We start from the raw sequence: 21,646 nt of genomic DNA on the forward strand, positions 1-21,646 counted from the left end.
TGATTGCCCGCCTCCTCCTCAGTCCGCCATGCGGAATGGTGGCGGGTGCAGCGCCCATGCGGACTGCATCGTCGGCACGCTTAAACTCTGCGGTCATGGCTGTCGAACCAATCCGCATCGTGGGAGATCCCGTCCTGCACACTCCCACCACCCCGGTGCGGGTCGCAGCAGACGGTTCGCTGCCGGTTGACCTGGCCGATCTGATCACGAATCTCTACGACACCATGGACGCCGCGTTCGGGGTCGGCCTGGCCGCCAACCAGATCGGCGTCAACCTCCGGGTCTTCGTCTACGACTGCGCCGACGAGCGCGGACAGACGCCACGACGGCGCGGCGTGGTCGTCAACCCGGTGCTGGAAACTTCCGAGGTTCCCGAGACGATGCCCGACCCCGATGACGACGACGAGGGTTGCCTGTCGGTGCCCGGCGAATCGTTTCCCACCGGACGTGCCGACTACGCCAAAGTCACCGGGCTCGACGCCGACGGCGCCCCGGTAACCCTGGAGGGCACAGGGTTATTCGCACGCATGCTCCAGCACGAGACCGGCCACCTGGACGGCTTCCTGTATCTGGATTGCTTGATCGGACGCCACGCCCGCTCGGCCAAGCGAGCAGTCAAATCGCACGGCTGGGGAGTTCCCGGATTGTCCTGGACGCCGGGCGAAGGACCGGATCCATTCGGCCACTGATGGTTTCGTGGCCGGAGCTCGGCACGAGGGTATCGGTGCGTTACCGCCGGCCCGCGGGGTCGGTGCCACCCCTGACCGACGTCATCGGTCATCTACTCGAGACCACGCCTCTGGTGCGGGTGCAAACGAAGGCGGGCGAGGTGGTGCATTTCGCCCCCGAAGATGCGGTCACGCTGCGCGCGCTCAGCGATACTCCGGTGCGCGCCTCGGAGATTCGCGCACTCGAGCATGCCGACGCCATGGCCTGGCCGGGCGTCGAACAGCACTGGCTGGACGGCTGGCTGCTGCGTGCCGGGTACCGCGACACCTACGAGGCGAATTCCGCTGTGCCACTGGAAAGATTCGCCAGCCACGCGGCGATACCGGCGATCGTCGACTGGTATCGAAGCCGCGATCTGACTCCGCGGTTGTCTGTCGCCGACCGACTGCTGCGACTGCCCGACGAAGGCGAGGGCGCCAACTGGGTGTTGGTGCGCGACGTGCATCCCGCCGAGCCCGATCGATCGGTACGGCTGCAACCCGAGCCGAGCGCCGTCCACCTGCGCGACATACCCATCGACGAGTTGACGGCCGTCGCCGGCGGCGAGCTGATCTTCGGTACCTACGCCGACGCGGCCGCAGCGCGGGCCACGGTCACCGACTCCCCCGACGGCACTCGGTGGGTCGGCCTATCGACGATTCAGACGACCGCAGACCCCGACGCGGCCCACGCAGTGTGCGAGGCAGTGTTGGCCTGGGGAGCGTCGCGCGGCGCGACCCGGGCGTACCTCCGGGTCCGCGACGGAGATCGCGCCGCCGCGGGACTGGCCCGGTCGCTGGGGTTCGTCCTGCACCATCACGCACGCTTCATCACGGTCGCGGCGCTCACGTAGGGTCTCAGCCGTGCGGATAGCGACCTGGAATGTGAACTCGATTCGCACCCGGCTGCCCCGAGTGCTCGATTGGCTGGAGCGAGCCGAGGTCGACGTGCTCGCCATGCAGGAGACCAAGTGCTCCGACGAGCAGTTCCCGACGATGCCCTTCCTCGAACTCGGCTACGAGGTCGCGCATGTCGGTGTCAATCAGTGGAACGGTGTCGCGATTGCGTCGCGGGTCGGTCTCGACAACGTCGAAGTCGGTTTCGACGGCCAGCCGACGTGGAGCAGCAAACCGCGGGATGATCGCAAGGTCGGCGAAGCCGGGCGCAGCGGGTCAGCCCAACAACCGGATGTGGCCGCCGCTGCCGAAGCGCGCGCGCTGGCCGCCACCTGCGCGGGGGTGCGGGTATGGAGCCTCTATGTACCCAATGGCCGCACCCTGGACGATCCGCATTACATCTACAAGTTGAATTGGCTTGCCGCCCTGCGTAATACTGCCGAGGGATGGCTACGCGACGACCCGTCGGCGCCGATAGCGCTGGTCGGCGACTGGAACATCGCTCCAACCGACGACGACGTTTGGGATGTGGACTTCTTCGAGGGCGCCACCCATGTCTCCGAACCGGAGCGCACAGCGTTCGCCGCGATGATCGATGCTCAATTCACGGATGTGGTAAGGCCTTTCACACCGGGCCCCGGCGTCTACACCTACTGGGACTACACCCAGCTGCGATTCCCGAAGAAACAAGGGATGCGTATCGACTTCATCCTGGGCTCACCCGCGTTCGCCAGCCGGGTCGCCGATGCGCAAATTGTTCGGGAGGAACGTAAAGGCAAAGGTCCCAGCGACCACGCACCGGTTTTGGTAGATCTTCACAGCATTTGATGGATAAAAATGCGCCGGCTGGGTATTCATCCGCTGTTCATTTACCGATCAAGGTCATAGGATTGCCGTCACCGGATCATGGATCTTTACCTAAAGCCAGGGAGTCATCATGGGTGTCGTTGACGGCGCCGTACGCAACGTAAGCCGGACGGTCGGCCGTGCCGCCACAGCAACCACCGCCACCGCCGGCGCAGTGGGGGGTGCAGCGGTCAACGGCGTCGTCGGCGCAGTGACCGGAGCGGCGGCCGGTGTGCAGAAGGGCATCGACAGCGGCAGCCATTCCACGCCGGCGGCCGCCCTCACGCTGGGTGCCCTCGGCGTTGCCGGCCTCGTCGAGTGGCCGATCTTATTGGCGGTGGGCGGCGGAGCCTTGCTGCTACGACGGCTGAGCAACGCGCGCTCCGACGGTCCCGTCGCATCGGTGACCTCTGTCAAGGCGGCTCCCGCCAAGTCGACCAACTCCGCACGGCCGCGCAAGACGCCGGCCAAGCGGACCCCGGCGCGGCAGCCGGGCAGCGCCAAGTCGCGCACCCGCCGCTGATGTTGTCGAGTAGATAGCGTCGACTTGGTACGAGCACCCTTTCCGCTGCGCGCGGTCACGCTGGGCTTGCAGGCAACATCTGCACTGGTCAGCACCGGCCTGACAATGGCGGCCATCCCCGTCCGCGAAGGCGCGCGAGCGCTGTCCGTCGGACTGCCCGCACCCACGCTGACCCGGCACAGCTGGCTCGGTCGTGGCCGCGCGTGGATCGAGGTCCGCGGCCTCGACGGTCCGGACGGCGCAGAACTCGGACGCTTCGTCGTCGACGCCGTGCGCGCCCGGCCCGGCGTCAAATCCGTCAATGTGAACCGCCCACTGTCGCGGATCGTCGTGCACTTGAGCACCGATCAGGTCTCGTTGCGTGACATGTGCCGCGATGTCGATGCAGCCGAAAGGCGTTGGCAGGCAAGCGGTACCGTCGACGAAGAACGTCACGACACCCGGCCGAAGCCACTGCCCGGCGATGGCCTGCTGCTCGCCACCAATGCGCTGGGGGTCGGCGCGACCGCGGTCGGCGTCAGCGCTGCCGTCGTAGGCCGGGTGCTGCGATGGCCGCATCTGTTCAACGGCGTGGAGGCGCTGGTGGTGGCCGTCGACTATCAGCCTCGGCTGCGCCGATTGCTCGAAGACAACATCGGCCACTCGGCCACCGACGCCGTGCTGTCGGTGTCGATGGTGGTGGCGCACGTGCTGGAGCTGTCACCGGCGTCGCTGACCGTCGACCTCGCGATGGAAATCCTCAAAGCCGCCGAATTCCAGGCTGAAGCGCGAGCCTGGAGTCGCCACGAGCCGGCACTGGCCCGCCATGCCGAGCATCCGGAGGTGCACCCGTCGTCGCGGCCGGTCCCACTGGCCGACGGCCCTGTCGAGCGGCACGCCCGGCGCGCCGCGCTCATTCAGTTGGCCGGGACCGCGGCCGTCGGCGCCTTCACCCGCAGCCTGGCGATGGCCTCGACGGCGACCCTGGTTACCGCTCCGAAGGCGACCCGGACCGCGCGTGAGTCGTTCGCCGCGGCGCTGGGTCAGGGACTGGCCGAGCGACACGCGGTGCTGCCGTTGCAGCCGGAGAAACTCCGCTGGCTCGACCGCGTCGACGCTTTGGTGATCGATCCGCGGGTGTTGTGCACCAACACTTTACGTGTGGTTCGAATTCGGGGTGCCGACGAAGACGAGTTGTCGCCCGCGTGGAACCGCGCGCAGTTGCTGCTGGAGAAAAAGGGTCTCACCGTCGGCTGGCATCCGCTCGATGCCGAGATCGAGGCGTTGATCGGCCCGACCCACGATCCGCTGGCCTCGGCGGTGCTGGCCGAAGCGCGGCGGTCCGGTTTGAATCTGATCTCGGTCGACGTCGAGGATCTCGGCGAGTTGCAGCCCGCGTTCGACGAGCTCCGGCCCTCGCAGCGGGAGTCCATCGACGTCGCGCTGGTCACCGCGCTGGCAGACCTGCAAGAGTTGGGCCACACCGTTGCGGTCCTCTCATCTTCTGCCGCACAAGCACTTTCGTCAGCCGATGTCGGCTTGGGCCTGATGCCCAACTCCGATTCCGAACCGCCGCCCTGGACTGCAGATCTGATCCTGAACGATCTCGACGGCGCCTGGCGCCTACTGCACGCGATCCCGGCCGCCAAATCGGCGAGTCGGCGTGGCATCGAAATAGCCACCGGGGCAACGGCATTAGGTGCGCTGCTGATGGTTCCCGGTGTGCGCGGTCGCGGACCGGGCCCGGTGACGACGGGCGCGGCCGCCGGTCTGCTGTCGGGATACCTGATCGCCCGCGGCGTGCTGCGCGCGCCGACTCCGCTGCCGGCGCAGAGCAACGAATGGCATGCGTTGTCGATCGATCAGGTCCGCAAGATGTTGCCGCCGCCGGACGCCGAGCAGGAAGTGCACCAACGGCACGGCTTGGCCACCCGGGCGATCGACACGGCCCAGCGCGGTGCCGAACTGACCGACCGTCCGCGTCAAGCGGTCTGGCACTTCCTCAAAGCGGTGCGCGCCGAGTTGTCCGACCCGCTGACCCCGGTACTGGCGCTCGGCTCGGCCGCCAGCGCGGTGCTGGGCTCGCCGGTCGACGCGGTGCTGGTCGGATCGGTGCTCACCGGAAACTCCATCCTGGCGGCCAGCCAGCGACTGCGCGCCGAAAGCCGACTGAATGAGCTTCTGGCCCTACAGATTCCACCGGCCCGGAAGGTGGCGACCGGCGCCGACGGTTCGCTCGTCTACACCGATGTGAAGGCCGCGCAGCTTCGGCCCGGTGACATGATCGAGGTACGCACCCACGAGGTGGTCCCGGCCGACGCCCGGCTGATCGAGGAAGAGGACCTCGAGGTCGACGAGTCCTCGCTGACCGGTGAATCGCTCCCGGTGGAAAAGCAGGTCGACTCCACGCCGGGCGCCGTTCTCGCCGAGCGCCGCTGCATGCTCTACGGCGGAACCACGATCGTCGCGGGCACCGCGATGGCCCTGGTGACCGCCGTCGGCGCCGACACCCAGGCACGCCGCGCCGCCGAACTGGTCTCCAGCGAGCTTCCCCAGATCGGTCTCGAACATCAGCTCAGCCAACTGACCAACCGGGCCTTCCCGGTCAGCGTCACCGGCGGGCTGCTGGTCAGCGGTCTGGGTTTGTTGCGGGGCAGGGGTTTACGCCAAGCCGTGGCCAGTGGCATCGCGATCACGGTGGCGGCGGTGCCCGAAGGCATGCCGCTGGTGGCGACCCTCGCGCAGGCGGCGTCCGCCCGGCGACTGACGAATTACGGTGCGCTGGTTCGCGTCCCGCGGTCGGTGGAAGCGCTCGGTCGCATCGATGTGGTGTGCTTCGATAAGACGGGCACGCTGTCCGAGAACCGGCTGCGGGTGTCGCAGGTGCATCCCGCCGAGGGTTACTCGCGCGATGACGTGCTGCGCTTCGCGGCGAGTGCGGCACCGGACGCCAACGGCGGGCCGCAGGTGCACGCGACCGACCGCGCGATCATCGAGGCCGCAAAGCCGGTAGCCGACGGCATCGACGTCTCAGCGCACCTGCCATTCCGCTCGGGCCGGTCGTTCTCGGCGTCGGTGTCCGGCGATGAGTTGACCGTCAAAGGCGCTCCCGAGGTCGTGTTGGCCGCCAGCAACGGCATCGGTCCCGACATCGAGGCGACCGTGCGTGGGCTGGCCGCCGAAGGGCTGCGGGTGATCGCCGTCGCGCGGCGCCGGCTGACCCCGCAGCAGGTCCAACTGGTCGCCGAGGACGAGGACGCCATCGCAGACCTCGCCGGTGGCGAACTGTCGCTGGCCGGATTCCTCGGGCTGTCCGACACCCCGCGAGCCGAAGCACCCGCCCTGCTGGCAGCACTCGCCGGACGGGACATCGGCATCCGGTTGATCACCGGCGACCACCCGATCACGGCCGCGGCGATCGCGCGGGAACTGGGAATGTCGGTGACCGCGGACCAGGTCATCAGCGGCGACGAATGGGATGCCATGTCGCGCAAGGATCAGGAACGGGCGGCCACCGAGCGGGTGATCTTCGCCCGGATGTCGCCGGAGAACAAGGTGCAGGTCGTCCAGACGCTGGAACGCGCCGGGAAGGTCTGCGCGATGGTCGGCGACGGCGCCAACGACGCCGCCGCGATCCGTGCGGCCACCGTCGGGATCGGCGTCGTCGCCCGCGGCAGCGATTCGTCGAGTGTCGCAGCCGACGTGGTGTTGCTCGACGCCCGGATCGAGGCGCTGCTGAACGCGATCGACGAAGGCCGCGAGCTCTGGCGGCGGGTGCAGGCCGCGGTGTCGGTGCTGCTCGGCGGCAACGCGGGCGAGGTCGCGTTCGCGATCATCGGCGCCGCGATCACCGGCGATTCGCCGCTCAACACCCGCCAGTTGCTGCTGGTGAACATCTTCACCGACGCGCTGCCCGCGGCGGCCTTGGCGGTCAGCAAGCCCAGCGGTCCGGCACGGACCGAAGGCCGCGGCCCCGACGAGCGGGCGCTGTGGCAGGCGGTCGCGATCCGCGGCACCACCACGGCGGCGGCAGCGACGGCGGCGTGGGCGATGGCCGGTGTCACCGGACGCCCGCAACGGGCGTCGACGGTGGCGCTGGTCGCGTTGGTGTCAGCGCAGCTGGGTCAGACGCTGCTGGACTCGCGTACTCCGCTGGTGGTGTTGACCGCCGGCGGCTCGCTGGCCGTGATGGGGACGCTGATCAGCACCCCCGGCATCAGCCAATTGCTCGGTTGTACTCCACTTGGCCCGCTCGGCTGGGCGCAGGCGCTGGGCTCAGCCGGGGCTGCGACCGCCGCGGTGGCCGTCGCGTCCCGTGTGTTCGCCGAGAAGCGGCCCGCGGAGCCGGAGGCCGTCGATCGGACTCCGACCGAGTCGCCACGACCTCCACGGCGCCGAAGCGCCACAGCACCGCGTACAACTGGGTCAGCGGAACGGTCAGCAGGCCCGCCACAGCTCCGCCTAGTGGGTCGGCGAGAGAATCGGTCGTCGACATGACGCCAACGATGGTCGCACCACCAGTCACAATGGCAACGCTGACATTACCGAAAGGCAAATGATGGCCGAAATGAAGACGCGGCGCGACACCTCGCAAGCGGATGCCGTGGCCCATATCCGGGAAGGCGAAACGTTCGCGATCAACCTGCCGCTCGTCGGGCAGGTCGAGATTCCACGGCCCGAAGCGCTCGCCTATTACGGCGGTTTGGTGGCTCTAGCTGCATTCGAGCTCATCGACTGGCCGGTCGCCGTGGTCATCGCGGCCGGCCACCTGCTGGCCAGTAACCACCACAACAAGCTGCTGGAGGAGCTCGGCGAGGCCATTGAGGACGCCGAGTAGACGTCGCGTCCGAAGTCAGCCGGCACCTTTCAGCGCTTTGCGCGCCGCCTTGGCGTCGTGATGAATCGGCATGCACATCAGCTCGGCCACCCGGTACATGAAGCTGTCGGGCGCCAACACGATGACGATCTGGTCGTCGGCGAGCAGTCGATCCAGGGCCGAGAACCCGGCGCTGTCCAGGTACTTGACGCTGCTGAGCTGCAGGATGATCGGCCTCGCACCCGAGAGGTCGCGCACCGATCGGGTGAACTCGACGACATTGGACGCATCGACCTCGCCGGTGACGGCCACTTCGGCGGGTGCTGACGGGCCCTGGTCCTTCAGTGTTTCCAGCTGGAACTCCGCGCGGCTCATGTCGTGCGGCCTTCCACCAGACCCTTGTCCGGCAGGATCGCGCCTTCGAACGTCAACGTGATCCGGGTGCCCGCAGCGGTGCGCACGGTTCGCACGCCGTCGGCGAGGCCGTTGATCATGGTCAGCCCGCGACCACGTTCCAAGCTGCGCTGACTGGCCGACGAATCGCCCGACCACTGACCGGCATCGCTGACCGTCGCGGTGACGGTCTGGCCGCGGACGAACGCTTCGATCGACACCGTCATGCCGACATCGCCTCCGCTGCCATGCTCGATGGCATTGGTCACCGCCTCTCCAGTAGCCAGCAGGATGTCGGATTCCCGCCGCGGGTCCACGTCGATGCAGGAAAGCCAGTCCCGCAACCGATGTCGCGCACCGGCGATGTGGTCCAGCGACGCGGACACCACGGTGGCAAAACTACGCGCCGAGCTGTGGCATGGACGCAGTGCCAGCAAAACGACGTCGTCGGTGTAGCCGCCGGCCGGGGCCATCCGCTCGAGCAGCTCGTCGCACAGGTCGCCGACCGGAAGGTCGGCGCGATATGCCGCCGCGCCCTGCAGCCTGGTGAACCCGTGGTCGAGCCCCTCGCCCGGCCGTTCGATCAGTCCGTCGGTGTAGAGCAGGATCACGCTGCCCGGCGGCAGTTCATGGAGTGCGGTGTTGGCCTTCAGCGGGCTTTCCCAGGCGGCCACCGGAGGGCGCCGACCATCTGTCAGGTACACCGGCGCTTGGTCCGGGGTCACCAGCAGCGGATAGGGATGTCCCGCACAGGAATAGCTGATACGGGCGACGCCGTCCCCGGTCTCGGGGTCCGAGCCGTCGTCGATCACCGCGTAGCTGACCGTCGCGCAGCGCGCACCCGGCACGGTCGCCGCATACCGGTCCAAGGTGGCCAATACCGTGCCTGGGTCCGCGTCGGTCAGTGTGCTCGCCGCGACGCCTGCCCGTAGCCGGCTCATCGCGATTGCGGCAGGCAGTCCGTGCCCAACGACGTCGCCGACCGAAATGGCAATCTGCCCTTGCTGTTCCAGCGGCACAACCAGATACCAGTCGCCGCCGACGCGCATTGCCTCGCCACCGGGCTGATAGACGGCAGCGACCACCGCCGCCGTCGAGCCGTGGTCGAGGTCGAGCAGATGGTCCTGGAAGTCGACAGCGATCCGGTGTTCCCGTTGCACGCTGCGGATGCGTTCGACGGCCGATTGGGTGATCTTGGCAACCTGTGCGGCCCAATCGAGTTCGGCGGGATCGAAGTCCTGAGGTGACGACCACAACATTCCGAGGGAACCGATGATCTTGTCGTCCAGACCCCGCAGTGGCTGGCTGATACACGATCGCACCGCGTCCACCGTCTCGCTCACCACGTGACGGTAGCGTGAGCTCAGGTTGAGCGTATCGGTGATGATCATCGGTTGACCGGTCCTGATGACATCGACGGGCACGATCGGGGTGTCCATCGACGCGATGTGGTAGCGGTCGCGGATTTCCGGGGGGACCGGTGAACCGTATTCGAATCGCAGCTTCTTGCCGTCGGCGTCAAGCAATCCCAGGCAGATGATCGGCGCTTCGCCCATCCCCAACGTAGCGCCCTGCAGCGCCTCGACGATCGCCGCCCCCGAGTCGGCGGCCTGCAGAGCCGCCTCGAGTTGGGCGAAGTCCAGCGCGATTTGCGCTCGGGCGTCACTGGATCGCCGATTGGCGCGTTCACGCGCCGCGGCGGACACCCGCGCCGCTACCCGATCGATCAAATCCTGTGATCGGAACGGCTTCGGTAGATAGTCGTCGGCGCCGCCGGCGAATCCTTCGCTGATCGCTTCCGCGCCCGCCCGGGCTGACAGCATCAGCACCGGGGTGGCGGCCAGCGCCGGATCGGCACGGATAGCCTCGATCAGTTCGAAGCCGTTCAGTCGCGGCATCATCACATCGGTGACGACGACGGCCGGGCGCAGCTTGCGGATGGCCTCGATGGCTTCCTGTCCATCCGCGACCAGCGCCGTTCGCCAGTGCGCCGACAGCACGCGCTCCAAATGCGCTCGCATATCGGCGTTGTCGTCGGCGATCAGCACCACATCGCGCGCGTCTGGTGCGAGGGCGATGTCGCTGGGCGACGACGGTCGCGATGCGATCCACCCGTCCGCTTCGGCGATATAGGGGCTGTCCAGCAACGCGGTGGGCGAATGGTCGACCGGTATACCGTGCACCGACCGGGGCAACCGGATGGTGACAACGGTGCCGCGCCCCAATTTGCTGTCGAACTCCACTGTGCCGTGTTGCAGGTCGACGAGGCCCTGCACCAACGACAATCCGATTCCGGTGCCTTCCACGCTGCGTCCGTGGGCGCCCTCCGCGCGAAAGAACCGCTCCCCCAAGCGCTTCAGGTCCGCTTCGGCAATGCCGACGCCGGTGTCGCGAATCATGATGCGGCAGAGGGACGCATCGCTTCGCGCCGTCACGGTGATGGAGCCCGCCGTGGTGTACTTCACCGCATTGGACAACAGATTGCCCACGATCGTCTCCCACATTGCCGGATCGACGTCGGCCAGCACCGAGCGACAGTCGAGCATCAACTCCAGGCCGGCCCGCTCGCACAGTTCGGAGAACGACGACGCGATGTGCGAGGTCAGCGCGCCGATATCGGTGCACAGCAAATTGGCGGTGGCGCGGCCGGCCTCGATCCGGGAGAAATCCAGCAACGAGTCGACCAGCCGTTGTAAACGGCCCGCGTTGCGCCGCGCGATGCTGAGCTGATTCTCGATCGCACTGCCGGGACTGCTGTCCGACAGCGCATCCTCGAGCGGACCGAGCAAAAGCGTTAGCGGCGTGCGGAACTCATGGCTGACGTTGGTGAGGAAGGCCGTTTTCGCACGGTTCAATTCGGCGAGCGCGTCCGCCCGCTCCCGCTGCTGCTCGTAGGACACCGCGGACGCCATCGCCGAGGACAGCTGGTCGGCGAGCAACTGACAAAAGCCGACGTACTGGTCGTCCAGCGGGGCGAGCGGATTCGTCCCGACCAGCAGCGCCCCGGCGGTCGGTCCCTCGCCCAGCGGCAGCAGCAGCGCATGGTCTGGGCAGCCGTCGCCCAGCGCGTCGTGGACACCGTCGATCATCGCGGCGACGTTGTCGATGACCTGGGCTTCCGACCGGGCCCGCGGCACCGTCGCGGATTTCGTCAACTTCGCTAGCGTCGGTGGCAGCAACGACAGCACCGATGGCGTCGCCGCTCGCAGCGTGACTTCGGTGGTCTCGGGATCACCGACATACGCCGCGACGAACGGCACGTCGGCGGGTCGGGCGGCGCACACCGCAACGGCGGCCCGCAATGCGTCATCAATCGTGTTGGTGTCCATGACGGCCGATGCCACCGTGTTGAGCAACTGAAGTCGGCGTTCACTCAACACCCGCTCGGTGGTCTCGAACGACGGGCAGATGATTCCGAAGGTCGTGCCGTCCTCGCCGAGCAGCGGGCTGTAGGTGAAGGTGAAGTAGCGCTCCCGGCGACGGCCTGCGGTCAGGATCCGCAGCATCAAGTCGCGCGACCACGTCGCTTTTCCGGTTTCGATGACGCCGTTGAGCATCGGACGGACCGGTTCCCACACATCCCACCAGGCGTACTGCCCACGCTGGCCCAGCGCGGCCGGGTGCCGGTCGCTGAGGATCGGGATGTATGCGTCGTTGTAGATCAGGAACAGTTCTTCGGTGTCGAGCCACAACACCATCGGAAAGCTGGACATCAAGACCATGGCGATCACCGACCGCATTTCCGTCGGCCATGATTGCGGCGGCCCGAGCGGGTGTGCGGTCCAGTCGAACTCGGCGAAGCGTCGGCCCATTTCCCCGCCGCGCGCTACTGCGGCGGCGAGGTCAGGTGGCAGGACTTTCGGATCGCGTGGCCATCCGCGGCGTTGCTCCCCGCTCACGACCCCTGCTCGGACTCACGGCCCTCCAATGCATTCGGCAAGGAGGGGTACAGGTCGAGCAGGCTGTCCAAGTTCGTCACCTCGATCGGGCGAACCACCAAGTCGTTCTCGGCGACCAACCGTACCGAGATACCGGCGCGCAAACCCTGTTTGTGGGTGTCCAGCACGGCGTTGAGCCCGGCGCTGCCGAAGTACGTCACCCCCTGCAGATCGAGGATCAGCAATCGGGACTCGTGGCCGCCCGCCTGCTGCAGCGCGGACTCCAGCTTCGACCTGAATTCGCTTGCGGTGCTGGAATCGATTTCCCCGGTGACATGCACCAGCACAGCGTCGGGTCGACCCTCAGAGTCGACCGCCAACAGTTCCATCGCGCCCACCCGCTTCGCCGCACTCAGCTGGATGCAAGTGCCCCGACTTGTCGTCCACCGTTCGACCGAGCCTAACCGGCAGTGACGTCACGTGGTGGATTCACCCGGAATACGCTGATGGACGGTCAGCAGCAGATGGTCGAAGGCGGCTTGTACATCCGCCGACGGCGCTGGCTGCGTGGACATTTCGGTGATGAGCTGTTTGACCAGCGAGCGCAGCTTGGTGTTGGTCTCCTGCGATCGCCAGCGCAACACACTGAACGCTTGCTCCGGGCTGACCCGGTAGACGGCCATCAGGATGCCTTTGGCTTGCTCGATGACGGCGCGGGCCTCGAACAGGTCCGGTAGCACCTCGTCGAGGGCCACCTGCCGGGTCTCGACGAAGGTGGCGGTGAGGTCGAGGTAGTAGCCGGCGGTCCCGACGACCGCGCCGGTCGGGTCGGACACCCGGTCGGCCACCACGATCGCGTCGTGCTCGATGCCGGCCGTGTCGATGAAGCGATGACGGCTGGAAAACGAGCTCCGGGACAACAACGCCCGGTCCTGCAGATCCTGAACATGACCCCGGTCGTCGGGGTGCTTGTGCGACATCAGTAGCTCGGTCGTCGGCTCGACCGCCCCGGGTTCGTAACCGTGCATCCGGGCCAGCTCGTCGGACCATTCCCACCGTTGGCCGACGAACCAGAAGCGGAACGAGCCGACGCCGGGTTTGTCCGCGTCGACGGCCGGCCACCGGGCGGGCCAGGCCTCGGCTCCAATGCTTGTTTCGGCCCCCTCGCGCACAGTGAATATCCTTCCACCGATACCAGACCTTGCCTACCGATTCCGGGCCACCTGATCCGGTAAGGCTGCACGAAGCGCGCACTGCGCTAGCGTGGGGACATCCATCACAGCGGGAGCGCACGCCCGGTGCGCTGAGAGGACGGCTCGGGGCCGTCGACCGTACGAACCTGATCGGGTAATGCCGACGTAGGGAGACGACACATGACCGATTTAGCAGTCGAACCGACCGTGACCACCGGCCCGATTGCCGGCAGCGCCAAGTTCTACCGGGAGCTTGAAATCTCCCCCGGCGGGCCTGCCGCCAAGGTGCCGTTCCGGCGGGTCAACCTTTCCAACGGCGAACACTTCGACCTCTACGACACCTCGGGCCCCTACACCGACGCCGACGCGGTGATCGATGTGACGACCGGCCTGTCGGCGCGCCCGGGCGTGGTTCGCGACCGCGGCACCCAGTTGCAGCGGGCCCGCGCCGGTGAGATCACCGCCGAGATGGCCTTCATCGCGGCGCGCGAACAGATGCCGGCCGAGTTGGTGCGCGACGAGGTCGCTCGTGGGCGTGCGGTGATCCCGGCCAACCACAACCACCCCGAGAGCGAGCCGATGATCATCGGCAAGGCGTTCGCGGTCAAAGTGAACGCCAACATCGGCAACTCGGCGGTGACGTCGTCGATCGCCGAAGAGGTCGACAAAATGGTGTGGGCTACCCGCTGGGGTGCGGATACCATCATGGACCTGTCCACCGGTAAGGACATCCACGCCACCCGCGAGTGGATCATGCGGAACTCGCCCGTGCCGGTCGGCACGGTGCCGATCTATCAGGCGTTGGAGAAGGTGGACGGCGACCCGACCGAGCTGAACTGGGAGATGTACCGCGACACAGTGATCGAGCAGTGCGAGCAAGGTGTCGACTACATGACTGTGCACGCCGGCGTGCTGCTGCGGTACGTGCCGCTGACCGCTAAGCGGGTGACCGGCATCGTGTCCCGCGGCGGCTCCATCATGGCCGCCTGGTGTCTGGCGCATCACCAGGAATCGTTCCTGTACACCAACTTCGAAGAGCTCTGCGACATCCTGGCGCAATACGACGTCACCTTCTCTCTCGGTGACGGGTTGCGGCCCGGCTCGATCGCCGACGCCAACGATGCCGCGCAGTTCGCCGAGCTGCGCACGTTGGGCGAATTGACCAAGATCGCGAAAGCCCATGGCGTGCAGGTGATGATCGAGGGTCCGGGCCACGTCCCGATGCACAAGATCGTCGAGAATGTTCGGCTGGAAGAGGAGCTGTGCGAGGAGGCCCCGTTCTACACACTGGGACCGCTGACCACCGACATCGCGCCGGCCTACGATCACATCACCTCGGCGATCGGCGCAGCGATCATCGCCCAGGCCGGCACGGCGATGCTGTGCTACGTGACGCCCAAGGAGCACCTCGGCCTGCCCGACCGCAAGGACGTCAAGGACGGGGTGATCGCTTACAAGATCGCCGCGCACGCAGGCGATCTGGCCAAGGGCCATCCGCACGCCCAGGAGCGCGACAACGCCCTGTCGACGGCTCGTTTCGAATTCCGGTGGAACGACCAATTCGCGCTGTCGCTGGATCCGGACACCGCCCGGGAGTACCACGACGAAACGCTGCCGGCGGCGCCGGCCAAGGCCGCGCACTTCTGCTCGATGTGCGGGCCGAAGTTCTGCTCGATGCGCATCACCCAGGATGTCCGGGACTACGCGGCCAAGCACGGACTCGACAGCGAGGAAGCCATCGAGGCAGCCATGGCCGAGAAATCGGCCGAGTTCGCCAAGCACGGTAACCGGGTGTATCTGCCTCTTGCCCAGCAGTGATGCCGCGGATGTGGCAGAAATGTTCAAGCCGGGCGAATCGGGTCGGCGCTCATCGAGCCCAGTGACTTACCTTCCGCTGGCGCCGCCCGGGGCGACACCGCTGCGGGTGCTGACGATCGCCGGATCCGACTCCGGCGGCGGCGCAGGGATGCAAGCCGATATTCGGACCTGCACCCTGCTCGGCGTCCACACACTGTGCGCCGTGACCGCGGTGACGGTGCAGAACTCGTTGGGCGTCAAGGACTTCCATTGCGTTCCGTCCGAGGTGGTCGCCGCTCAGATCGCCGCGGTGTGTGACGACATCGGACTGCAGGCCGCCAAGACCGGGATGCTCGCCTCGGCCGAGATCATCGGAGCCGTCGCGCAGAGCTGGCGCGAACACGGTGCGGGCGTAGCACTGGTGGTCGACCCGGTATGCGCATCGATGCACGGCGACGCGCTGCTCGACGAGGATGCGCTGAATTCCTTTCGCGCCGAACTGTTTCCGCTGGCGACTCTGGTGACACCGAACCTGCACGAGGTGCGGCTGCTAGTGGACATCGACGTCGTCGACTCGAGCAGCCAAGCCGACGCGGCTCGCGCACTGCATGCGCTGGGACCGAAATGGGCCATGGTCAAGGGTGGACATATGCCCGGTTCGGCCAGCAGCACCGATTTGTTGTTCGACGGCAACGAATTTCACGAGTACGAATCGCCGCGAGTGAACACCGGCCACGACCACGGCGCCGGCGACACGCTGGCCGCGGCGGTCGCGTGTGCGCTGGCGAACGGCTATCCCCTGATCGACGCCGTCTCGTTCGCCAAGGGCTGGGTGACCGAATGTCTGCGGACCTCCTATCCACTCGGACACGGCCACGGCCCGGTCTCTCCGCTGTTCAGGCTGCACTCGTGATCGACCTCGAGCAGATCGCGGGCATCGCCCACGAACCCCACGGCACGCCTGCCGGTGTGGTGGTGCTGACGCACGGGGCCGGCGGCAATCGGGAATCGCCTCTGCTGCAACGACTTTGCGACGAGTGGGCCCGACGCGGCTGGCTGGCGGTCCGCTACGACCTTCCGTACCGGCGGCGACGGCCCAAAGGCCCGCCGTCGAATTCAGCAACCAGCGATCGGGCCGGCATCGTCGAGGCGATCAACGTGTGCCGCGAACTAGCGGACGGCCCGGTGATCGCGGGCGGACATTCCTACGGCGGCCGGATGACCTCGATGGTGGTCGCCGGGCAAGAAGCGCAGGTCGACGTGCTGACGCTGTTTTCCTACCCGGTGCATCCACCGGGTAAGCCCGAACGTGCCCGCACCGAACACCTACCCGACGTTGCGGTGCCGACGGTATTCACCCATGGCACATCGGACCCGTTCGGTACACCGGCCGAGGTAAGTGATGCCGCGGCACTGATCGCCGCGCCGACCCAGATCGTCGAGATCGCCGGCGCCCGCCACGATCTGGGCTCCAAGACCCTCGACGTGCCCGGGCTGGCCGTGGCGGCGGCACTACGCCTGCTCGGCCGCGGCTAGCCACTCAGACCGCGGGACGGTTGCGCGTACGCACCACGTCGGCCGCGATGTCGGCGAGCTTGACGTTGGTCGCCTGCGACGTCTGACGCAGCAGACCGAAGGCATCTTGGTCGGAGACGTCGTTCAACACCATCAGCATGCCGATGGCTTTCCCGATCTCGCGACTGCTGGCGAGTCCGCGTCGCAGTGAGGCGGCATCCTCACCCTGCGCCACGGCATTGGTGGCGACCGTGGCGAACGCGCCCAATAAGTGCGCATGCTCGATGGACCGCTCGTCGAAGGCATGGGGCCTGTCGGAGAACAGGTTGAGTGCGCCGATTCGGGACCGATCGACCGGCACCTGAACGCTCAACGCACCGCGTACCGGGGTGTCAGCGAGCACACGGCTGGTCAACGCCGGCCACCGGTCGCCCGAGGTCAGGTTCGTCTCGATTTGAGCGGTGCGCTCTTCGATGGCGTCGAGACAGGGTCCGCTGCCGAGCGCCAACTCCAGCTTGTCGATGTGGCGCGCGATGCCATCACTGACGGCCGCCGTGCTGAAAGCGCCGTTGTGACGGATCATCAGGCTGGCGTGGTCGCATCCGGGGATCGTCAGCGTTGCCGCCACACATATCGCGGCGTAAATCTCCTTCTGCGATGCGGCCCCGCGGGCGATGTCGGCGAGGGACGTGAACACGCCAGGTAGATCAACGGGTGTACGCGAGGGCATGACAACCTCCTGATCCTCGAGATCCTTCATCGGTCGCGCCAATTACCTATGCTGTCTGGCAAAGATTTTATATACCACCTGCCATGGCAAGTCGCAAGTATGGTAAAAAGGTTTCCTGCAGCCGTCACCAAGGATGATTTTGACGAACGATCACGCTGACACTCAGGACCAGCCCGCCGCCAGCCAAGGGGTCTACGGAATCTCCGTGGCCGCGGAACTCTCCGGTATCCCCGTGCAGTCGTTGCGCCTCTACGAGAGCCACGGCCTGCTCACCCCGACTCGTAGCGACGGGGGCACCCGCCGCTACAGCGCCGACGACCTGGCACGCCTGCGACGAATCGGCCGATTGGTCGCCGACGGAGTCAACATCGCCGGCATTGGACGCATCCTCGACCTCGAGGACGACAACGCGGCACTGGCCGCCGAGAACCGCGGATCCGGTGAGAAAGCGGGGCGCAGGCCCGCATCCGGTTGAGCCACGGCAATTACCAGTACCACGGGTACCGGGTATATTGTCGTCCCATGAGTTCGGAGCAGTTCGAGGCACTCGTCGTCGGGGCCGGCTTCGGCGGTATCGGGGCGGCAATTCAACTGAAGCGCCTGGGTATCGACGACTTCGTCATCCTCGACCGAGAGAACGACCTCGGTGGAACCTGGCATGTCAACCACTACCCGGGACTGGCTGTCGACGTCCCCACCACCACCTACTCGTATTTCTTCGAACCGAACCCGAACTGGTCGCGGTTGTTCACCCCGGGCCCGGAGATCAAGCAGTACGCCGCCGGGGTGGCCGACAAGTACGACGTGCGCCGGCACATGCGGTTCAACACCGTCGTCGAGAGCGCCCGCTGGGATGACGAGACCCGTCGCTGGCAGGTCGCGCTGTCCGGTGGCGACGTGGTCTCGACGCGCTACCTGATCACCGCCACCGGGTTCCTGTCTCAACCGAAAACACCCGACATTCCGGGGATCGCGACATTCCAGGGCAAGGTCATCCACACCACCGAATGGGAGGACGACTTCGATCCCACCGGGAAGCGCATCGGCATCATCGGGACCGGCGCCACCGCCGTGCAGCTGATTCCGAAGCTGGCCGACAAGGCCGCCGACCTCACCGTCTACCAGCGCACTCCGATCTGGGTGGCGCCGAAGGTCGATTTGCGGTTCTCGGAGCGGGCCAAAAAGCTTTTCGCGCATCTGCCGTGGACACAGCGGGCGATCCGCGCGATCACCGACACCATCTACGAGCTGATGATCACCGTCGGCCTGGTGCGATACCGGGTCCCGCTGAACCGTCGGCTCAACATCTCCGCGATGGATCTGTGCAAGATCAACCAGTTCATCGCGATTCGCGACAAGGAACTGCGCCGCAAGCTCACCCCCGACTACGACCTCGGTTGTAAGCGACCGACGTTCTCCAACACCTATTTCCGCAGCTTCACCAAGCCGCACGTCCACCTGCAGGCCGACGGCATCGACCGCATCGACGCCGACGGGATCGTCAACGCCGACGGATCGAAGACCCACATCGACACCCTGGTGCTGGCCACCGGATTCGACCTGTGGGAGGCCAACTTCCCGGCCATCGAGGTGATCGGTCGCGACGGCCGTAACCTCGGAAAGTGGTGGCGTGACACGCGATTCCAGGCGTATCAGGGCGTGTCGATGCCCTACTTCCCGAACTACCTGAGCCTGGCCAGCCCGTTCGCCTTCCTGGGACTGAACTTCTTCAACACCATGGAATACCAAATGCGGTTGATGGAGCGGCTTTTCGCCGAGCTCAGACGTCAGGACGCGGACACCTTCGAGGTGACCGAGGAGGCCAACGCGCGCTACCTCGACCGGATGACGGAATTGCTGGGTGATTCGCTGTGGATCCTCGGCAACTGCGCCACCTCGCGCTCCTACTACTTCAACCCCAGCGGAGAACCGTCGCTGTTGCGGCCGATGGCCACCTCGACGGCACTCGAGGAAGCGTCGAACTTTCCGCTGAGCGACTTCGCGATCAGCTAAGGAGAAGCATGTCGCGCAAAAGTAATCGCATCGCCCGCTTTTCGGGCCTGGCCCTGGCCGGCGCCGGCCTGGCTCACTTCACCAGCCCGGGGTTGTTCGAGCCGATCACCAAGTCGGCGTTCCCGCGCAACACCCGCCAGCACGTCTACACCAACGGGAGCATCGAAACGGTGCTCGGGCTGAGTTTTGCGAGTCGGCAGACCCGCAGCCTCGGTGTGGTCGGGATCATCGGATACCTCGCGTACCTGGGCGGCAGTACCATCCGCCAGTCTCAAAAGACGTAGGCACCGATGCTGCTGCTGGCCGAGATCGTTTGAGCCGCAACTGTATTCAGATGCTGGAGATGATCCGGCTGCGCTCGGCGGTGTATTCGTCGTCGGACAGGGCTCCGTTGGCGCGCAGGTTCTCGATCTCCTGCAGCCGCTGCGACTTCGTCGGTGCAGGCGAGGCGGGGGTGAACGCGCTGAAATTCTGGCTGAAGCCGTTGAGCATGCCGAGCCTCAACAACACGACGAGCAGGCCGATGCCTCCCGCCGGCAGGCAGAGGAAGAGCATCCAGCTGCCGGGCAGGCCCATCTCGGTCAGCGCGGCGAAGCGCACCACGAACGAGACGGCGAACAGTGCGGCGATCGCGGCGGCCACGATGATGACGGGTTTGTTGTTGTTGTTCATGAGGTTGTTCCTTTTGGTCGCAGGGATACCGAACGACCGCCGGGTACGCCTGAGCGGTACGTACCCGGCGGTCGGCGGCGTCAGGGGCAGGTGACGTCGAGTTCGAACGGCTTGTTGACCGGTCCACCCATCGGGTTGGCCATGTCGACGCCGCTGGCGGTGCCGCTGATCTTGTACGAGCTGCCGTCCTTAGTGGCATCGGCCTTGCCGGTGGTGCCGCCGACGCCCAGTGACACACCGTTGACATTGCCCAGCGCAACGGATTTGACGACCGGCGGTGTGGCGTCCGACAGTACGGCCCCGATGCCCGTGGGCGTTCCGGGAGACCCGCCGGCGATGGCGATGTTCACCGAGCCGGCAGCCTTGGTGCAGGCAACCTGGCCCTTGACGTTTTGGTCTTTGCCATCGACGACCACCTTGGTGTTCGACGCTCCGGCGGGTGCGACTGCGGCGTTGCCGACGCTGGTGGCCTTGTCGCCGTGTGAGCAACCCACCATCACCGTGGCGAGGGTGGCCGCCGTGCCGGCCATGATCAGGACTTCGCGTTTCATTGTTGGCTCCTTGTTTGTATTGCTGACGTGGTGCGTAATCACTGTGCGGGACTGGGCTTCATGGATCCTTAATGCGGATCCGCCGGCTGACCGCCAATTGGCTCGCAGGTCAGCACGCTCACGTCGACGCGTCAGCTGACATGTCCACGTACATCGACTGCAGACCGATGCGACCGGGCCCGGTGAACCGATTGAAGACGAGATTTCCGGTGCCACCGAACATTCCGGTGCGCAATCCGTAGACTTGCGGCTCCATCCGGACACCCTCGTCGCGGTAGATCCAGCTCCCGGGCTCGACATCGATCTGTTCACCGGGCGCCAAGACCTTCTCGAAGACGTTGCCGTATCCGTGTAGCCACACCACGCCTTCCGAATCTGCTGCGGCGAACCGGTCCACGAAGAAGCCGGTCGAGCCGAACAGCATGTTCCGGACCCCTTTTGGCGGCTGAACCCATATTCCACATTGCCAGTGGCCGCGAGGTATTGGTGTTCTCGCACCTCGATGGCGGCGCCGGGGCGCAGATGCAGCGGAAAGACGTGCCCGGTGCCGTCGCGGGAGAACGCAACCTGGCCCGGTCCGCGCGCCTCGGTCATGAACAGCTGCGTGCCGGCGACCATCCGCTTGAGCGCGCCCTTTCCCCTGAGCCCGATGTCGAGCCCAGGGTCCTTCCACAAAATCACGTGGTGCTCGAAGAACACCGGCACGCTGCCGTCGAGCCAGAGGTGCAGCACCGGAACCAACTCTCCGTCGATGCGGTAGAACACGCCTGGGGCGCGCCCGTCGGCGACGGTGGTGGGCAGTAGCTGCGGAGGCTCGGGTCGATAGGCGGAATTGATCATCGTCCCGGCTCAGGGGCGCTTGGCGTAGCGCGTGAGGAAGGCGGTGGCGGCAACCGTCGCGACGACGCCGATCACGCCCCACAGCACGATGGAGAACACCAGTGACCCGAACAGGAAGTCGTACGTGAGCGAGAGGTAGATCGACCACAGCACCCGGTAGAGGCACCAAAAGGCAAGCAGCCCTATGCTGATCCCGATCATCAGGCTGCGGTTGCGATCGATCCGGTCGATTTGTTCTTCGATGTTGGGGGGCAGAATCTTCATGCGCGTTGTCCTTTCGTGAGGTCGCGGTGCTG

20 protein-coding genes, 2 pseudogenes and 1 riboswitch are annotated in these 21,646 nt (G+C 66.4%); of the genes and pseudogenes, 12 read left to right on the top strand and 10 right to left on the bottom strand.

All coding sequences use genetic code 11. The features are described 5' to 3' along the window. The first annotated feature begins 95 nt into the window (after nt 1-95). The 5 genes from ACQY5A_RS22955 (at nt 96) to ACQY5A_RS22975 (ending at nt 7,449) form a co-directional block, all read left to right on the top strand. Nucleotides 96-689 (top strand): peptide deformylase, encoded by a 594-nt coding sequence (locus tag ACQY5A_RS22955; RefSeq protein WP_428342572.1) that lies wholly within the window; start codon nt 96-98, stop codon nt 687-689. Next, nucleotides 689-1,561 carry an N-acetylglutamate synthase, CG3035 family gene (locus ACQY5A_RS22960; RefSeq protein ID WP_428342573.1) on the top strand — a complete coding sequence of 291 codons (873 nt, stop codon included), beginning with the start codon at nt 689-691 and terminating at the stop codon, nt 1,559-1,561. Before ACQY5A_RS22955 ends, ACQY5A_RS22960 begins: the two co-directional genes overlap by 1 nt. A 10-nt stretch (nt 1,562-1,571) precedes the next feature. Further along, a complete protein-coding gene (locus ACQY5A_RS22965) occupies nt 1,572-2,432 on the top strand; it encodes an exodeoxyribonuclease III (protein WP_428342574.1) in 861 nt (286 codons plus the stop codon). 109 nt (nt 2,433-2,541) lie between these two features. Further along, a complete protein-coding gene (locus ACQY5A_RS22970) occupies nt 2,542-2,973 on the top strand; it encodes a hypothetical protein (RefSeq protein WP_428342575.1) in 432 nt (143 codons plus the stop codon). A gap of 45 nt (nt 2,974-3,018) precedes the next feature. After that, nucleotides 3,019-7,449 (top strand): HAD-IC family P-type ATPase, encoded by a 4,431-nt coding sequence (locus ACQY5A_RS22975; protein ID WP_428343300.1) that lies wholly within the window; start codon nt 3,019-3,021, stop codon nt 7,447-7,449. Here ACQY5A_RS22975 and ACQY5A_RS22980 read toward each other — a convergent pair. Then, a pseudogene (locus ACQY5A_RS22980) lies at nt 7,373-7,564 on the bottom strand (hypothetical protein); the annotation flags it as partial. The gene ACQY5A_RS22975 and the pseudogene ACQY5A_RS22980 sit on opposite strands and share 77 nt — an antisense overlap. Between ACQY5A_RS22980 and ACQY5A_RS22985 the strand changes: the two are divergent. Then, nucleotides 7,508-7,789, top strand: coding sequence for a hypothetical protein (locus ACQY5A_RS22985; protein ID WP_428342576.1), 282 nt, complete (start codon nt 7,508-7,510; stop codon nt 7,787-7,789). The pseudogene ACQY5A_RS22980 and the gene ACQY5A_RS22985 sit on opposite strands and share 57 nt — an antisense overlap. A gap of 15 nt (nt 7,790-7,804) precedes the next feature. Here the strand turns inward: ACQY5A_RS22985 and ACQY5A_RS22990 are convergent, their stop codons facing one another. From ACQY5A_RS22990 to ACQY5A_RS23005, 4 genes are all read right to left on the bottom strand, one after another. Further along, nucleotides 7,805-8,143, bottom strand: coding sequence for an STAS domain-containing protein (locus tag ACQY5A_RS22990; RefSeq protein ID WP_428342577.1), 339 nt, complete (start codon nt 8,141-8,143; stop codon nt 7,805-7,807). Beyond that, the gene (locus ACQY5A_RS22995; protein ID WP_428342578.1) at nt 8,140-12,060 is read right to left on the bottom strand and encodes a SpoIIE family protein phosphatase; all 3,921 of its coding nucleotides are present in this window, start codon (nt 12,058-12,060) and stop codon (nt 8,140-8,142) included. The genes ACQY5A_RS22990 and ACQY5A_RS22995 overlap by 4 nt, the downstream gene beginning before the upstream one ends. Continuing rightward, nucleotides 12,057-12,428: an STAS domain-containing protein gene (locus ACQY5A_RS23000; RefSeq protein ID WP_428342579.1), complete on the bottom strand. Its 372-nt coding sequence runs from the start codon at nt 12,426-12,428 to the stop codon at nt 12,057-12,059. Before ACQY5A_RS23000 ends, ACQY5A_RS22995 begins: the two co-directional genes overlap by 4 nt. An 87-nt stretch (nt 12,429-12,515) precedes the next feature. Continuing rightward, nucleotides 12,516-13,187, bottom strand: coding sequence for an ANTAR domain-containing protein (locus ACQY5A_RS23005; RefSeq protein ID WP_428343301.1), 672 nt, complete (start codon nt 13,185-13,187; stop codon nt 12,516-12,518). 123 nt (nt 13,188-13,310) lie between these two features. Further along, a riboswitch (TPP riboswitch) is annotated at nt 13,311-13,421 on the top strand. Between ACQY5A_RS23005 and thiC the strand changes: the two genes are divergently transcribed. From thiC to ACQY5A_RS23020, 3 genes are all read left to right on the top strand, one after another. Further along, nucleotides 13,413-15,050, top strand: coding sequence for a phosphomethylpyrimidine synthase ThiC (thiC, locus tag ACQY5A_RS23010; protein ID WP_428342580.1), 1,638 nt, complete (start codon nt 13,413-13,415; stop codon nt 15,048-15,050). It overlaps the preceding riboswitch by 9 nt. Nucleotides 15,051-15,111: 61 nt before the next feature. After that, complete coding sequence (gene thiD / locus ACQY5A_RS23015; protein WP_428342581.1) at nt 15,112-15,942, top strand: bifunctional hydroxymethylpyrimidine kinase/phosphomethylpyrimidine kinase; 831 nt, start codon at nt 15,112-15,114, stop codon at nt 15,940-15,942. Beyond that, on the top strand, nt 15,942-16,565 hold the full coding sequence (locus tag ACQY5A_RS23020) for an alpha/beta family hydrolase (protein WP_428343302.1): 624 nt from the start codon (nt 15,942-15,944) through the stop codon (nt 16,563-16,565). The genes thiD and ACQY5A_RS23020 overlap by 1 nt, the downstream gene beginning before the upstream one ends. Nucleotides 16,566-16,569: 4 nt before the next feature. On the opposite strand, the gene ACQY5A_RS23025 is transcribed toward ACQY5A_RS23020, so the two are convergent. Next, nucleotides 16,570-17,304 (bottom strand): GAF and ANTAR domain-containing protein, encoded by a 735-nt coding sequence (locus ACQY5A_RS23025; protein ID WP_428343303.1) that lies wholly within the window; start codon nt 17,302-17,304, stop codon nt 16,570-16,572. 109 nt (nt 17,305-17,413) lie between these two features. Here ACQY5A_RS23025 and ACQY5A_RS23030 point away from each other — a divergent pair, with 109 nt between their 5' ends. The 3 genes from ACQY5A_RS23030 to ACQY5A_RS23040 are packed head-to-tail and all read left to right on the top strand — an operon-like array spanning nt 17,414 to nt 19,571. Beyond that, nucleotides 17,414-17,749, top strand: a complete 336-nt coding sequence (locus ACQY5A_RS23030) for a MerR family transcriptional regulator (protein ID WP_428342582.1) — start codon at nt 17,414-17,416, stop codon at nt 17,747-17,749. A gap of 47 nt (nt 17,750-17,796) precedes the next feature. Next, nucleotides 17,797-19,287: a flavin-containing monooxygenase gene (locus tag ACQY5A_RS23035; protein ID WP_428342583.1), complete on the top strand. Its 1,491-nt coding sequence runs from the start codon at nt 17,797-17,799 to the stop codon at nt 19,285-19,287. An 8-nt stretch (nt 19,288-19,295) separates the two neighbouring features. Then, nucleotides 19,296-19,571, top strand: coding sequence for a hypothetical protein (locus ACQY5A_RS23040; RefSeq protein ID WP_428342584.1), 276 nt, complete (start codon nt 19,296-19,298; stop codon nt 19,569-19,571). A 46-nt stretch (nt 19,572-19,617) separates the two neighbouring features. Here the strand turns inward: ACQY5A_RS23040 and ACQY5A_RS23045 are convergent, their stop codons facing one another. The 4 genes and pseudogenes from ACQY5A_RS23045 to ACQY5A_RS23060 all read right to left on the bottom strand — a co-directional run bounded on the left by ACQY5A_RS23045 (nt 19,618) and on the right by ACQY5A_RS23060 (nt 21,614). Further along, nucleotides 19,618-19,959, bottom strand: coding sequence for a hypothetical protein (locus ACQY5A_RS23045; protein ID WP_428342585.1), 342 nt, complete (start codon nt 19,957-19,959; stop codon nt 19,618-19,620). 80 nt (nt 19,960-20,039) lie between these two features. Further along, a complete protein-coding gene (locus tag ACQY5A_RS23050; protein ID WP_428342586.1) occupies nt 20,040-20,510 on the bottom strand; it encodes a lipoprotein LpqH in 471 nt (156 codons plus the stop codon). A 118-nt stretch (nt 20,511-20,628) separates the two neighbouring features. Continuing rightward, nucleotides 20,629-21,350 (bottom strand): annotated as a pseudogene (locus tag ACQY5A_RS23055) (AIM24 family protein). A 9-nt stretch (nt 21,351-21,359) separates the two neighbouring features. Next, on the bottom strand, nt 21,360-21,614 hold the full coding sequence (locus ACQY5A_RS23060; RefSeq protein WP_428342587.1) for a hypothetical protein: 255 nt from the start codon (nt 21,612-21,614) through the stop codon (nt 21,360-21,362). Nucleotides 21,615-21,646 lie beyond the last annotated feature (32 nt).

This window comes from Mycobacterium sp. (assembly GCF_965277065.1).
Lineage (GTDB): Bacteria > Actinomycetota > Actinomycetes > Mycobacteriales > Mycobacteriaceae > Mycobacterium.